The organism is Streptomyces sp. Q6 (genome assembly GCF_036967205.1).
Taxonomy (GTDB): Bacteria; Actinomycetota; Actinomycetes; order Streptomycetales; family Streptomycetaceae; genus Streptomyces; species Streptomyces citrinus.
In genome coordinates this window covers 3778870-3792121 of record NZ_CP146022.1, presented here as the reverse complement: position 1 = coordinate 3792121, position 13252 = coordinate 3778870, and the positions used below count along the sequence as shown (strand labels likewise).

At 73.2% G+C, this 13252-nt stretch carries 12 protein-coding genes; 6 read left to right on the top strand and 6 right to left on the bottom strand.

Annotated elements, in window-relative coordinates; all coding sequences use genetic code 11:
• The first annotated feature begins 2 nt into the window (after positions 1 to 2).
• The 4 genes from V2W30_RS17660 to V2W30_RS17645 all read left to right on the top strand — a co-directional run bounded on the left by V2W30_RS17660 (position 3) and on the right by V2W30_RS17645 (position 3584).
• A complete protein-coding gene (locus V2W30_RS17660) occupies positions 3 to 1565 on the top strand; it encodes a 4-coumarate--CoA ligase family protein (RefSeq protein ID WP_338703659.1) in 1563 nt (520 codons plus the stop codon).
• Positions 1566 to 1574: 9 nt separating this feature from the next.
• Positions 1575 to 2327, top strand: a complete 753-nt coding sequence (locus V2W30_RS17655) for an enoyl-CoA hydratase family protein (protein ID WP_338697715.1) — start codon at positions 1575 to 1577, stop codon at positions 2325 to 2327.
• Entirely contained in the window at positions 2315 to 2908 is a 594-nt protein-coding gene (locus V2W30_RS17650) for a TetR/AcrR family transcriptional regulator (protein ID WP_338697713.1), read from the top strand. The genes V2W30_RS17655 and V2W30_RS17650 overlap by 13 nt, the downstream gene beginning before the upstream one ends.
• Positions 2909 to 2993: 85 nt before the next feature.
• A complete protein-coding gene (locus V2W30_RS17645) occupies positions 2994 to 3584 on the top strand; it encodes a hypothetical protein (RefSeq protein ID WP_338697711.1) in 591 nt (196 codons plus the stop codon).
• A gap of 182 nt (positions 3585 to 3766) precedes the next feature.
• Here the strand turns inward: V2W30_RS17645 and V2W30_RS17640 are convergent, their stop codons facing one another.
• Positions 3767 to 4879: a citrate synthase 2 gene (locus V2W30_RS17640; RefSeq protein ID WP_338697708.1), complete on the bottom strand. Its 1113-nt coding sequence runs from the start codon at positions 4877 to 4879 to the stop codon at positions 3767 to 3769.
• Between the two features lie 311 nt (positions 4880 to 5190).
• On the opposite strand from V2W30_RS17640, the gene pdxH reads away from it, so the two are divergent.
• Entirely contained in the window at positions 5191 to 5826 is a 636-nt protein-coding gene (gene pdxH / locus V2W30_RS17635) for a pyridoxamine 5'-phosphate oxidase (protein WP_338703658.1), read from the top strand.
• Positions 5827 to 5890: 64 nt separating this feature from the next.
• Here pdxH and V2W30_RS17630 read toward each other — a convergent pair whose 3' ends face one another.
• Positions 5891 to 6754, bottom strand: coding sequence for an alpha/beta hydrolase (locus V2W30_RS17630; protein WP_338697706.1), 864 nt, complete (start codon positions 6752 to 6754; stop codon positions 5891 to 5893).
• A gap of 498 nt (positions 6755 to 7252) precedes the next feature.
• A complete protein-coding gene (locus tag V2W30_RS17625) occupies positions 7253 to 7945 on the bottom strand; it encodes a metal-dependent transcriptional regulator (RefSeq protein ID WP_338697704.1) in 693 nt (230 codons plus the stop codon).
• A 231-nt stretch (positions 7946 to 8176) separates the two neighbouring features.
• Between V2W30_RS17625 and V2W30_RS17620 the strand changes: the two genes are divergently transcribed.
• Positions 8177 to 8947, top strand: a complete 771-nt coding sequence (locus V2W30_RS17620; protein WP_338697702.1) for an SIS domain-containing protein — start codon at positions 8177 to 8179, stop codon at positions 8945 to 8947.
• A 19-nt stretch (positions 8948 to 8966) separates the two neighbouring features.
• On the opposite strand, the gene V2W30_RS17615 is transcribed toward V2W30_RS17620, so the two are convergent.
• The 3 genes from V2W30_RS17615 to V2W30_RS17605 form a co-directional block, all read right to left on the bottom strand.
• The gene (locus tag V2W30_RS17615) at positions 8967 to 10331 is read right to left on the bottom strand and encodes a PAS domain-containing protein (protein WP_338697700.1); all 1365 of its coding nucleotides are present in this window, start codon (positions 10329 to 10331) and stop codon (positions 8967 to 8969) included.
• Positions 10332 to 10813: 482 nt separating this feature from the next.
• Positions 10814 to 12457 (bottom strand): transporter, encoded by a 1644-nt coding sequence (locus V2W30_RS17610; protein WP_338697698.1) that lies wholly within the window; start codon positions 12455 to 12457, stop codon positions 10814 to 10816.
• Positions 12457 to 13239, bottom strand: coding sequence for an ABC transporter ATP-binding protein (locus V2W30_RS17605; RefSeq protein WP_338697697.1), 783 nt, complete (start codon positions 13237 to 13239; stop codon positions 12457 to 12459). The genes V2W30_RS17610 and V2W30_RS17605 overlap by 1 nt, the downstream gene beginning before the upstream one ends.
• Positions 13240 to 13252: the final 13 nt, after the last annotated feature.

Sequence of the window (13252 nt, the reverse complement as noted above, 5' to 3'; positions counted from 1 at the left end):
TGGTGTTCCGGAGCGAGTACGAAGACGTGGCCGTCGTCGACGAGCCCATTCACGACGCCGTGCTCGGGGGAGCCGCCGCCCGCGGCGACGCCCCCGCCCTCGTCGACGGCGTGAGCGGCGCGACGCTCACGTACACGCAGGTCGACCAGTACCACCGGAGGATCGCCGCCGCCCTCGCCGAAGCGGGCGTCCGCAAGGGCGACGTGGTGGCCCTGCACAGCCCCAACACGGTGGCCTACCCGGTCGCCTTCTACGGGGCCACGCGCGCCGGCGCGTCGGTGACGACCGTCCACCCGCTGTCCACGCCGGAGGAGTTCGGGCGGCAGCTGCGGGACGCCGCCGCGAGCTGGATCATCACCGTCACACCGCTCCTCGACGCGGCGCGCGCGGCCGCCGAGATCGCGGGCGGCGTACGGGAGATCTTCGTCTGCGACCCGGCGGGGGAGTCCGGCCACCGCTCGCTCATGGACCTGCTCGGCACGAGCGCGCCCGAGCCGGACATCGCCATCGACCCGGCCGAGGACGTGGCCGCGCTGCCGTACTCCTCGGGCACCACCGGCGTCCCCAAGGGCGTCATGCTCACCCACCGCAACATCGCCACGAACCTCGCCCAGCTCGAACCCCTCATGCCGATGGGCCCCGACGACCGCATCCTCGCGGTCCTCCCGTTCTTCCACATCTACGGCCTCACCGCCCTGATGAACGCCCCGCTGCGCCAGGGCGCGACCGTCGTCGTCCTGCCCCGCTTCGACCTCGACCAGTTCCTCGCCGCCATCGAGCAGCACCGCATCACCGGCCTGTACGTGGCCCCGCCGATCGTCCTCGCGCTCGCCAAGCACCCGGCCGTCGAGGGCTACGACCTCTCCTCGCTGCGGTACGTCATCAGCGCCGCCGCGCCCCTGGACGCCGAGCTCGCACGGGCCTGCTCGCGCCGCCTCGGCCTGCCGCCCGTCGGCCAGGCGTACGGCATGACGGAACTCTCGCCCGGCACCCACTGCGTCCCGCTCGCGGCGAAGAACCCGCCGCCCGGCGCCGTCGGCAAGCTCATCGCGTCGACCGAGATGCGGCTGCTCAGCCTCGACGACCCGGGCAAGGACGCGGCCCCTGGCGAGCCCGGCGAGGTCCTCATCCGCGGCCCCCAGGTCATGAAGGGCTACCTCGGCCGCCCCCAGGCCACCGTCGACATGATCGACCGCGACGGCTGGGTGCACACCGGTGACGTCGGCGAGGTCGACGCCGACGGCTGGCTGTTCGTCGTCGACCGCGTCAAGGAACTCATCAAGTACAAGGGCTTCCAGGTCGCCCCCGCCGAACTGGAGGCACTGCTGCTCACCCACGACGCCATCGCCGACGCGGCCGTCATCGGCGTCACCGACGAGGACGGCAACGAGATCCCGAAGGCGTTCGTCGTCCGCTCCGACCCCGCGCTGAGCGAGGACGAGGTCCGCGCGTACGTCGCCGAACGCGTCGCCCCGTACAAGAAGGTCCGCCGCGTGACGTTCATCGACGGGGTGCCGCGCGCGGCCTCCGGGAAGATCCTGCGGCGTCAACTCAGGGAAGGATGAACCCCGTTCATGGCAGCAGGAAACCTGGTGCACTGGGGGCACGCCCGCGGTGTCACCACGCTGGCCCTCGACGCGCCCGCCCGCCGCAACGCCCTGTCGTCGGCGCTCGTCGGCGAACTGACCGAGCGGCTCCGGCGGGCCGAGAAGGACGGCGACGTACGGGCCGTGGTGCTCACGCACCGCGGCGGCACGTTCTGCGCGGGCGCCGACCTGCGCGACCCGCCGGACCCGGACGCGCTGGTCGGCCTGCTCCGGCGGATCGTCGCGTCGGACAAGCCGGTCGTGGCACGGGTCGACGGCCAGGTACGGGCCGGCGGACTCGGGCTGCTCGGCGCGTGCGACATCGCGGTGGCGTCGGCGCGGTCGTCGTTCGCGTTCACGGAGGTGCGGATCGGGGTGGCACCCGCGGTGATCTCCCTGCCGCTGCTGCCGCGCGTCGACCCGCGCGCGGTGGCCAGGTACTACCTGACCGGGGAGCGGTTCGACGCGGCGGAAGCGGCGCGGATCGGGCTGGTGACCGCGGCCACGCCCCCCGAGGAGGAGGTCGACACGGCCCTGGAACCCGTGCTCGACGGCCTGCGGCGGGCGTCCCCGCAGGCCCTGGCCGAGACGAAACGGCTGCTCACGGTTAAGGTCCTGGAAGCCTTCGACCGGGACGCGGAGCCGCTGACAGCGCTGTCGGCACGGCTGTTCGCCTCCGACGCGGCCCGCGAAGGGATGACGGCCTTCCTCGAACGACGGGACCCCGCATGGGTGTTGTGACCCCGCGCACCGCGACGCCACCGAAACAGGACCGCTCGCGCGCGACCCGGCAGAAGCTCCTGGAGTCGGCCGTCGCGTGCCTCGCCGCACGCGGCTGGTCCGGGTCCACGGTCTCCGTGGTCGCCGAGCACGCCGGCGTCTCGCGCGGCGCCGCGCAGCACCACTTCCCGACCCGCGAGGACCTGTTCACCGCGGCCGTCGAGTACGTCGCCGAAGAGCGCTCCGTGGCGCTGCGCGGGCTGCGGCCGCAGGGCAGGGCGGAGGCGGTGGCGGCGCTCGTCGACCTCTACACCGGGCCGCTGTTCCGGGCGGCGCTGCACCTGTGGGTGGCCGCGTCGAACGAGCCGCAACTGGGCGGACGCGTCGCCGAGTTGGAGGCACGGGTCGGGCGCGAGACACACCGAATGGCGGTCGAGCTGCTCGGTGCGGACGAGTCGCGGCCCGGAGCCAGGGAGACGGTCCAGGGGTTCCTCGACATGGCGCGCGGCCTCGGCCTCGCCAACCTGCTGACCGACGACCAGGGCCGCCGGGAGCGCGTCGTCGCCGAGTGGGCGGGGATCGTGGACCGGGCCCTCGGCTGAGCCACGGGCCGCCGTCCGCCCGGTTCCCTTGTCAGTGGCTGCCCCTAGGGTGCTGAGGCAAGGGCGCGTAGGGGAGGGGCGGGGCATGGGTGACTGGTTCCAGCGGATCGTGGACCTGGACGCGACGGAGGAGGACGCCGGGCGGCTCGGTGCCGAGATCAAGCGCTGGCTGATCGAGCGCGGCGTCGTCGTGGCCGAGGAGGACGACTGCGTCCTGGGCGCGGAGACCGGCCACCGCCCGGGACCCCACGTCGACGAGGTCATCGAGGCCCCCGTGACGACGGAGTGGACGCGGTTGTGGACCTGCGGCCTTGACGTGGAGACCGGCCGCACGGTCTTCGACGGCGGCCAGGGCGAACCCCAGGCGGTGAGCTGCCCCCGCTGCGCCACCCGCATACGCCTCGTCACCGACAACTGGGAGCCGATCGACGACGCCTGGGAGCCCTTCGGCGCGGCCATCACGCAGTGGTACGAGACGGGCGCGGCGGACATCACCTGCCCCCGGTGCGCGACACCGGTCCCGCTGCGCGAGTGGCAGTGGGCCGACGACTACTTCGCGTTCGGCTGCCTGGGCTTCGAGTTCTGGAACTGGCCGCGGCTGACGGACGCCTTCGTGAGCGAACTCGCGGAGCGGCTCGGGGGACACCGGGTGGTCCACATCGAGGGCAAGCTGTAGCCCGCGTCGCGGGCGCCCCCGGGCGAGCCGCGCTGGAGGAGGTACCCCCTTCAGAAAAATGTCGCACGCGGGCGCCGCGTGCGACATTTTTCTGAACACACCCCACCCGGCGGGCCGGGAGCGAGGAGTCGCCGACGGGTCCGAGGAGCGGCGGCGCCCCGTGCCCGGCCGTCCGGCAGGCGCTAGTGCGAGATGTCCGCGTACCCCTCGATCTCCCGCGGCGGCCGCGACGAGGGGCCCGTGTACCGGGCCGAGGGACGCACGAGGCGGCCCGTGCGCTTCTGCTCCAGGATGTGCGCCGACCACCCCGCCGTACGGGCGCACGTGAACATCGACGTGAACATGTGCGCCGGTACCTCGGCGAAGTCGAGCACGATCGCCGCCCAGAACTCCACGTTCGTGGCGAGCACCCGGTCGGGCCTGCGCGCGTGCAGCTCGGCGAGCGCGGCCTTCTCCAGGGCCTCGGCCACCTCGAAGCGCGGGGCCCCCAACTCGCGGGCCGTGCGGCGCAGGACGCGCGCCCGCGGGTCCTCGGCCCGGTACACCCGGTGCCCGAAGCCCATCAGCCGCTCGCCCTTGTCGAGCGCCTTGCGGACGTACGCGTCGGCGTCGCCGGTCCGCTCGATCTCCTCGATCATGCCGAGGACGCGGGACGGGGCGCCGCCGTGTAGCGGCCCGGACATGGCGCCGACGGCACCGGACAGGGCGGCCGCCACGTCGGCGCCGGTGGAGGCGATCACGCGGGCCGTGAAGGTGGACGCGTTCATGCCGTGCTCGGCGGCGGAGGTCCAGTACGCGTCGACGGCCGCGACGTGCTTCGGGTCCGGCTCGCCGCGCCAGCGCTTCATGAACCGCTCGACGACCGTCCCCGCCTTGTCGATCTCGCTCTGCGGCACCATCGGCAGGCCCTGACCGCGAGCCGACTGGGCGACGTACGACAGGGCCATGACGGCGGCGCGGGCCAGATCGTCGCGGGCCTGCTTCTCGTCGATGTCGAGCAGCGGTTTGAGGCCCCACACGGGGGCGAGCATGGCGAGCGCGGACTGCACGTCGACCCGGATGTCGCCGGAGTGGACGGGGATCGGGAACGGCTCGGCCGGCGGCAGCCCGGGGTTGAAGGCGCCGTCGACCAGCAGCCCCCACACGTTCCCGAACGACACATGGCCGACCAGATCCTCGATGTCGACGCCCCGGTACCGCAGGGCGCCGCCCTCCTTGTCCGGTTCGGCGATCTCCGTCTCGAACGCGACGACTCCTTCGAGGCCAGGGACAAAGCCGGGGTCGAAGTCGGACATCAGGCGGCTCCTCTTGAGGCGTGGACTGCTGGGGGCGGATGCGCGGCGGCTCGTGCTGCGTTCCGTGCTGACGCGCACGGACCCGCACTGACTCGCGCTCCGGGTCGGTCACACCCGTGATGCCCCGTACGGCATCACGCTCAACCGTTTCGGCATCTGGAAGATAGCCCTCGGTGCCACACTTGGCGAGAGTTTGCGGCACTGAGTGCCACGTTTCACTCCGTGTTTGCCGCGGGCCCTCCGTCCGGCAGGATGACGCCGTGAGCGCCCACGAGAGTCCCGAGCCGGACCCGCAGCCCGACCCCGCCGCCATGCGCGAGCAGTACCGCACGCACGACGGCGGCCTCCTGGAGTCCGATCTCGCCCCGCATCCGATGGAACAGTTCACCCGCTGGTTCAAGCAGGCGGCGGCACCCGGTTCCGCGCTGCCCGAGCCGAACGCCATGGTCGTCTCCACGGCCGACGCCGAGGGCCGCCCCAGCTCCCGCACGGTGCTGCTCAAGTCGTACGACGACGAGGGCTTCGTCTTCTACACCAACTACGGCTCCCGCAAGGCCCAGGACCTCGGGGCGAACCCGCACATCGCGCTCCTGTTCCCCTGGCACCCGGCGAGCCGGCAGGTCCTCGTCACGGGGACGGCGGCGCGCACGTCACGGCAGGAGACCGAGGAGTACTTCCACTCCCGGCCGTACGGGTCGCAGCTCGGGGCGTGGGCCAGCGCGCAGTCGTCCGTGCTCGCGTCACGGACCGAACTCGACACGGCGTACGAGGAGTTGGCCCGCCGTCACCCGCCCGGCTCGACGGTCCCCGTGCCGCCGCACTGGGGCGGTTTCCGGATCACGCCCCGCACGGTCGAGTTCTGGCAGGGCAGGGAGAACCGCCTCCACGACCGCCTGCGCTACGTCCGCGCGGACCCGGGCTGGCGGGTGGAGCGCCTCAGCCCCTGAGGGGGACGGGCGCGCGGCGCACGCCTCCAGGGGCGCGGGGACCCGCGCGACCGGCCCGGCCCCGCTAGAGCTCGGCCAGCACCCCGTCCAGGAACGGTTCGATCGCCGCCCGCCAGGCCTCCGGCTGGTCGTAGTGCACGAGATGCCCCGCGTCGGCCACCTCCGCGTACTGCCCGCGCGGCAGCACCCGGACCATCTCCTGCGCCTCCGCCCGGCCCAGCTCCCCGTCGAGCCCCCGCACCACCAGCGACGGGCACTGCACGGCGGAGAGCTCCTCCCAGTGCGCGTCGTAGACCCACGTCGACCGGGCCGCCAGCATCTGGCGCCGGGAGAACACCGGACGCCAGCCGTCCGTGGACTCGGTCATGACCTCCGCGTAGAACTCGCCCCGCGCCGGATTGGGCCGCTCCACCCACGGGTCGTCCTCGCCGAACCACTTCCGGACGTCGGCCAGCGTCGCGAACGGCAGCGGCCACGCCTTGAACCAGTCCTCCCACTCCCGCTGGGAGGCGGCGCCGAGCGCCGAGGCCCGCATGTCGCAGATCACCAGGCCCCGGACGAGGTCGGGTCGGCGCGCGGCCAGCTGCCAGGCGGTCAGCGCGCCCATCGAGTGCCCGATCAGCACGGCCGGCTCCAGCCCCAGCTGCACCAGCGCCGCCTCCGCGTCGAGCACGTACGCCTCGCGGTCGAAGGGGCCCTGCGGAGGCTTGTCGCTCTGGCCGTGCCCGCGCTGGTCGAGCGCCACTGCGCGGTGCCGCTCGGCGAGCCAGCGCGCCGTGCCGGCCCAATGGGACGCCCGGCCCATCAGGCCGTGCAATAACAGGACCCCTGGCGAGCGGCCCGCCTCGCCCGTCTTGGGCGGGTCGGCGAACTCCCAGGCCGCCAGGCGGACCCCGCCCGCTCCGGTCACGTCGATGCGCCGTGCCATAGGCCCTGGCACCCCCTTGTGGTCGCGCCTGCAGTCGCGTACCCGCGCACGCTATCGAACCCTTTTTCGAAAGCGTGGTGCTCTCCGGCAACACCCCTCGTACGAGTGACAACGCTCAAGGAATGACCGGCGCCGCCGAGGGGATCTCTTCAGCGGGAGGCGGACCGCTCGGGGAAAACGGTCCGAGGGGATCGACCCTGGGAGCTCGGGGCTCCGGGTCGGAACAGGGGAGGACAGGCCCCGGCGCCGCAAGGCGCCGGGGCCCTCTGCTGTCTGTGGCCCCCGCCTGCGTCGCACCCCGAACGGCCGGTCCATCGCTGGCCCCCTCCGGTCATATGCCTCACGCGACAGCCTGGCACGCAAAGCGCCCGACCGCTGCGATTCCGCACAGTGAATCTTGCTTTCTGTGCGAACGTGCCGGATACACCGAGATAGTTCAACTTTCCCGCGCACCACAGCAGTTGACGCCCGTCAGGGAACGACGGACGTCAGACGGGGTCAGCGCTTGGCCACGAACACGTGCGACGCCACGTCCGCCTCCAGCTCGGCCGCCTCGCCGCTGCTGCCCACCAGGACCCCGCCCGGCGACTGCGTCACGCTGACCACCGAACCGGGCTGCACGCCCGCCCGGCGCAGCGTGTACATCAACTGCGCGTCCGTCTGGATCGGCTCACCGATGCGCCGTACGACGACCGTCTTGCCGTCCGTCCCCGCGTCCAGCTCGGCGAGCGAGACCATGCCCTCGTCGAGGAAGGGGTCCGCCCCGTCCTTCTCGCCCAGCTCCTCCAGACCCGGGATCGGGTTCCCGTACGGCGACTCCGTCGGGTGACGGAGCAGTTCGAGGACGCGGCGCTCCACGGCCTCGCTCATCACGTGCTCCCAGCGGCAGGCCTCGGCGTGCACCTGCTCCCACTCCAGGCCGATCACGTCCACGAGCAGACACTCGGCGAGCCGGTGCTTGCGCATCACGCGGGTGGCGAGGCGGCGCCCCTCGTCCGTCAGCTCCAGGTGCCGGTCGGCGGCCACGGCCACCAGGCCGTCCCGCTCCATACGGGCCACGGTCTGCGAGACCGTCGGACCGCTCTGGTCGAGCCGCTCGGCGATCCGGGCGCGCATGGGGACCACACCTTCCTCCTCGAGCTCGAGGATGGTGCGGAGGTACATCTCCGTGGTGTCGATCAATCCGGACATACGTGCCCCTCGTGTAGCTCTCTGGCTCCGCGGCAGCGTCTGCTCGCTCACCGCGTCGCTCGTGCGCTGGCCCTGCCCCCAATTCTGACGCATACCGCTGACAACCGTGCCGCGCCAGGGAAAGCGCGCCCCGACGCGGCCCCGGACCGTATTGACAGGGCCCTGGTCCAGACCGCACGGTGATCCGCGACACAGAGCGTCACGACCCACAGGATCCGAGGGGCCACGCCGATGACCGACCGCACCAGCACGCCGGCCGCGCAGTACCTCGACGCCGCGATCGCCCTGCTCCAGCGGGTCCGCGACGAGGAGCTGGACACCGTCGCCGCCGCGGGCGAGCTGCTCGCCGACACCGTCGCCGCGGGTGGCCGCCTCTTCGCGTTCGGCGCCGGTCACTCCTCGCTCGCCGCGCAGGACGTCGTCTACCGCGCCGGCAGCCTCGCCCTGATGAACCTGCTCGCCGTGCCCGGCGCCGTCGGCGTCGACGTCATGCCGGCCACCCTCGGCTCCGCCCTGGAGCGGGTCGACGGCCTCGCCACGGCGGTCCTCCACTCCAGCCCCGCGCGGGCCGGTGACGCGCTGGTGATCATCTCCCTCTCCGGCCGCAACGCCCTGCCCGTGGAGATGGCCATGGCCGCCCGCGCCCTCGGGATGAAAGTCATCGGCGTGACCTCCCTCGCCTACGCCACAGGACCCGACGCCCCGAAGTCCCGGCACTCCTCCGGCACGTACCTGCGCGACCACTGCGACGTCGTCCTCGACTCGAAGATCGACGTCGGCGACGCGGAGCTCTCCTACGAGGGTGTCGACGCGCCCTTCGCCTCGGCCTCCACCGTCACCACCAGCGCCCTGATGCAGTCCACCCTGGCCACCTGCGCCGCCACCCTCGCCGACCGCGGCATCCAGCCCCCGCTGCTGCGCTCCGGGAACGTGGACGGCGGCCTCGCGTGGAACGACCGGGTCTTCGACGAGTACGCCGACCGCATCTTCTACCGCCGCTGAGCCCCTCGCGGGCGGACGCTCAGCGGCCGGGCGACGTCACCAGCGCCAGGTCCACCGCGGCCGCGATCCGCACGGCGACACTCTCCGCGTACGTCGCGTCCCCGCGCTCGAACGCGGCCCGGCTCGCCCCGCGCAGGAACGTCACCACCCCGAGCGTCCGTCCCCGGCTGCGCAGCACCGCGCACAGCCCGAACACGGAGCCCTCGGGCCACTGCCGGTCCGCCGCCCAGGTCGCCGCCGCGGTCCCGTCCGCGGCGGCGGCCCGTACGGAACCGGCCCGCGCCACGCACTGCAACGCCGGATGCCCCTCGGTGTACCGCACGGGCAGCGCGCCCCGCATCAGCAGCAGACTCGCGCCGGGCGCCCCCGAGGGCGTCGCGGCGGCCCGCACCAGACGCAGCGGCTCCTCGTCCGTCACCAGGTCGATCAGCGCGTGGTCGGCGAACCCGGCCAGCGCGAAGTCCAGATGCACCGTCGCCGCCTCGGCCGGGTCCTCGCACTCCGCGGCGGCCCGCGCCGCCCGATGCAACTGGAGCCCACGGAAACGGAGTTGAGCCGCCTCCTGCTCCGACTGCTTCGCCTCGGTCACGTCCTGGAAGAGCCAGCCGACGCCGAGCGGTACCGGCTCCTCCGTCAACGGCGAGGCCAGGCGCACGAACCCGCTCCGCCAGCACCGCCGCTCCTGCCGGCCCTCCGGCAGCCGCAGCGTGACCCACACCTCCATCGGCGACGGCGGAGCGCCCTCCGCCAGCACGTGCGCCAGCGCGCTCTCCAGTTCCTCGACGCCCTGCGCGATCAAGTCCCCCAGCGGGCGCCCCAGTACGGCGGTGCGCCCGGAGCCGAGGGCCCGCGCCGCGTGCGCGTTGACCACCGCGGGGCGCAGGTCGGCGTCGACCAGCACGACCCCCCACGCCGCGTCCTCGAACAGGGCCTCGCTCAGCGCGATCGACCGCTCCAGGTCGATCTGCGTGTGCACCTCGCTGAAGGCGCAGTACACCCCCGCGGGCTTCCCGTCGGGGCCGCGCACGGCGGCGGACTGGGTGCGGACGAGGATCCGGCCGCCGTCCTTGGTGACGAGCGCGAACTCGTTGACCTGCCGGCCCGGCGCGTGCATCGCCGCGAGAATCCGGCCCTGCACCTCGTCCGCGTCGGCGGACCGCACGGCCCAGCCCGCGAACCCGGTCCGCCCGACCGCCTCCGCCGCCGACCAGCCCAGGATCCGCTCGGCCTCCCGGTTCCAATGGGTCACGACCCCATCGGCGTCGAAGGCGCACAGCGCGGCGTCCATCCCGTCCAGCAACGCGGCCAGCAGATCGGCCCCGTCCCGCTCGGGCTCGTCCGGCCCGAGCGCGTCAGCGGTCCCACTACGCCGGGAAGCACTCACCTGGAACCCCCTGCAGGCTGTGTCGGCGCGACGATGTCCTCCAGATCATTCAACTCGAACGTGACGCATCCCACACGGACTTCGGTCAACTTCCTGGAATCCGATAAGCGCACACCCCCAGCATGCGCCCTCGCGCGTAAATCGGTTGAAGGGTGCCCGGAGCCTTCCTAGGGTGGCTCGTACACGAGAAGGGAGGTGGTTCGGCAGATGTATGAGAACCGGACGCGTGAGGTGACTGCGGGCTAGCGGCCCGACGTCGCATCTCGGATTCGGCGCCGGACCAGCACGTGTGTCATGCGTGCAGCCGGCCCTATTCCCACAGCAGTCACCCGACCCGCGAGCCGCCGGTACGTCCGGCCGGCTTCCGACCGTCTCGCACGGAAGGAACCACGGCTCGCGGGTCGCCTGCGTTCAGGCGCCGACGCGGCCTCGCGCCCACGCGCGCGCCGCCGGGATGTCGGACGGTCCCACTCAGGCGAGCCCTAGCCCTTGCTGACCGCCGTCAGGATCTCCGGCAGCCGCGCCGCCGTGCGCGGAGCCGCCATACGCAGGCCGAGCAGCGTCACCGCCGCGCCGTACGCCGCGCCGACCGGCAGCAGCAGCCAGCTCCAGGCGTCCGCGCCCGTCGCGTGCAGGCCGATCGCCAGGGCGAGGACGGGGGCGCAGAGCAGGGCCGCCGCGACCATCCCGCCGAAGATCGAGATCCAGGCGAGGCCCGCCTGCCCCGGCGCGACGTTCTTGTAGCCCTCCTGCGGGATCGAGTACGGGAAGCGCGCCGAGGACCAGGCGCCGGTCGCGAGCATCGCCCCGAGCAGCGCGAAGGAGATCCCGAGCACCTCCGCCAGATCGCCCCACGCGCCGAGCATCGCGGTCGTGACGAGCGTGACCAGGGTCGCGTACGGAAGCGTGATCACCAGCAACGCCAGGGCGCGGGCGCGCAGTTCGACGTACGCGTCCCGCGGCGACGCGATCGTCATCGCCACCATCCAGAACGCGGACGTGTCCTGCCCGAACTGGTTGTACATCTGGATGCCGAGCATCCCGGCGGCGAAGCACGCGAAGTAGACGGAGCCGGTGCCCTGGAGGGCGTTGAAGACGGGGACGATCAGGCCGATGGCCAGGGACGTCACCCAGGCGGCCTTCGTCTTGGGGTCGCGCCACACGTAGCGCAGGCTGCGCTCCATGACGGTGCCGGTGCGGCCGGACGGCAACAGCCGGCGGCCGCTCGGCTCGCGCCGCCCGCGGGTGGGCTCGGCGGCCTGGAGCGTCGAGCCGTCCGGCGCCGTCATGAGGCGGGTGAGCGCCCGCCGCCACAGGACGAGCAGACCCGCCAGGGCCGCCACGCAGAGCACGAGCTGGATGACCGCCGTGCCGTACGAGCCCTCGCCGGTCGCCGCGACCGCCCCGATCGCCGAGGCGGGCGGCACCCAGCGCAGCACGTCGGCCACCGGGTCGAGCGCGCCGACGCCACCGGCCGAACCGAGCCGCTGCGCGCCGAAGTTGACGAGCTGCGCGCCGATCGCGATGACGAGACCGCTCAGGACGGCGAGGTCGCGCCCCTTGCGGCTGGTGAGCAGCCGGGTGTTGGCGGCGGCCACCGTACGGGCGAGGGCGACGCAGGTCAGCACGGTGAGCGGCACCGCGAGCACCGCGACGACCCCGGCCGCCGCCCCGCGCGCCACCGCGTAGCCGGAACCGGCCGCGAGACAGAGCGTGAACAGCGGCCCGACCCCGACGAGGGACGACACGAGCAGGCCCCGTACGAGCGGATCGGGGCGCAGCGGCAGCATCACGAGCCGCGTCGGGTCGAGGGTCTCGTCGCCGCTCGGGAAGAACAGGGGCAGCACGGCCCAGCCGAGGGCGAGGACGGCGGTGAGGACGACGGCGACGGTGGGCGCGTGGGTGGTGCCGTGCAGGAGGACGAGGCCGAGGAGCTGGAGCACGGCGACGAGGAGCGCGGCGGCGACGGAGGCGATGTACGCGGCGCGCCGCCCCGCGGACTGGCGCAGGCCGTTGCGCAGGAGCGCGAGCTTGAGACGGATCAGGGTGCGGGTCACGGAGCTCGGCCCCGCACTCCGCTCCTCGATCGCCGGAGGGGCTTGAGGAGCCCGGCCGTCGCCGCTCATCAGCGGGCACCCCCGCCCAGCCAGTCCAGGGCCCCCTCGTCACCGCGCCCGCGCGCCCCCACCAGCTCAAGGAACGCCTCCTGCAAGGAGGCCGCCCCGCCCCGCACGTCCGCCAGCGGCCCCTGCGCCCGGATGCGGCCCGCCGCCATCACCGCGACCCAGTCGCACAGCGACTCGACGAGTTCCATGACGTGGGAGGAGAAGACGACGGTCGCCCCGGAGCGGGTGAAGCGCTCCAGGACGCCGCGGATCGTCTGGGCCGAGACGGGGTCGACGCCCTCGAACGGCTCGTCCAGGAAGAGGACTTCGGGGTTGTGGAGGAGAGCTGCCGCGAGGCCGATCTTCTTGCGCATGCCGGTCGAGTAGTCGACGACGAGTTTGTGCTGGGCCGACGCCAGGTCCAGCACGTCCAGGAGCTGTCCGGCCCGGCTGTCGACCTCCTCGCCGGGCAGGCCGCGCAACCTGCCCGTGTACGCGAGGAGTTCACGCCCCGACAGACGCTCGAAGAGGCGCAGGCCCTCCGGCAGGACACCGATCCGGGCCTTGACGGCGGCCGGGTCGGCCCAGACGTCGTGGCCCGCGACGTGCACCGTGCCGCGGTCGGGCCGGAGGAGGCCGGTGATCATGGAGAGCGTGGTCGTCTTGCCCGCGCCGTTCGGGCCGACCAGGCCGATGAACCTGCCTGCGGGCAGGGCGAGTTCAATGCCGGCCACGGCGGTCTGCTGCCCGAAGGACTTCCAAAGGTCGTGGACGCGTACGGCTGCTGCGGGTTCCCCGGTCATCCCGGCACGATAC

What these genes read in the sequence shown, in the direction of transcription:
- V2W30_RS17650 (WP_338697713.1), top strand. Translation starts at nt 2,315, where the DNA reads ATGGGTGTTGTGACCCCGCGCACCGCGACGCCACCGAAACAGGACCGC.
- V2W30_RS17610 (WP_338697698.1), bottom strand. Translation starts at nt 12,457, where the DNA reads ATGAGCGGCGACGGCCGGGCTCCTCAAGCCCCTCCGGCGATCGAGGAG.
- V2W30_RS17645 (WP_338697711.1), top strand. Translation starts at nt 2,994, where the DNA reads ATGGGTGACTGGTTCCAGCGGATCGTGGACCTGGACGCGACGGAGGAG.
- V2W30_RS17640 (WP_338697708.1), bottom strand. Translation starts at nt 4,879, where the DNA reads ATGTCCGACTTCGACCCCGGCTTTGTCCCTGGCCTCGAAGGAGTCGTC.
- V2W30_RS17620 (WP_338697702.1), top strand. Translation starts at nt 8,177, where the DNA reads ATGACCGACCGCACCAGCACGCCGGCCGCGCAGTACCTCGACGCCGCG.
- V2W30_RS17625 (WP_338697704.1), bottom strand. Translation starts at nt 7,945, where the DNA reads ATGTCCGGATTGATCGACACCACGGAGATGTACCTCCGCACCATCCTC.
- pdxH (WP_338703658.1), top strand. Translation starts at nt 5,191, where the DNA reads ATGCGCGAGCAGTACCGCACGCACGACGGCGGCCTCCTGGAGTCCGAT.
- V2W30_RS17605 (WP_338697697.1), bottom strand. Translation starts at nt 13,239, where the DNA reads ATGACCGGGGAACCCGCAGCAGCCGTACGCGTCCACGACCTTTGGAAG.
- V2W30_RS17630 (WP_338697706.1), bottom strand. Translation starts at nt 6,754, where the DNA reads ATGGCACGGCGCATCGACGTGACCGGAGCGGGCGGGGTCCGCCTGGCG.
- V2W30_RS17655 (WP_338697715.1), top strand. Translation starts at nt 1,575, where the DNA reads ATGGCAGCAGGAAACCTGGTGCACTGGGGGCACGCCCGCGGTGTCACC.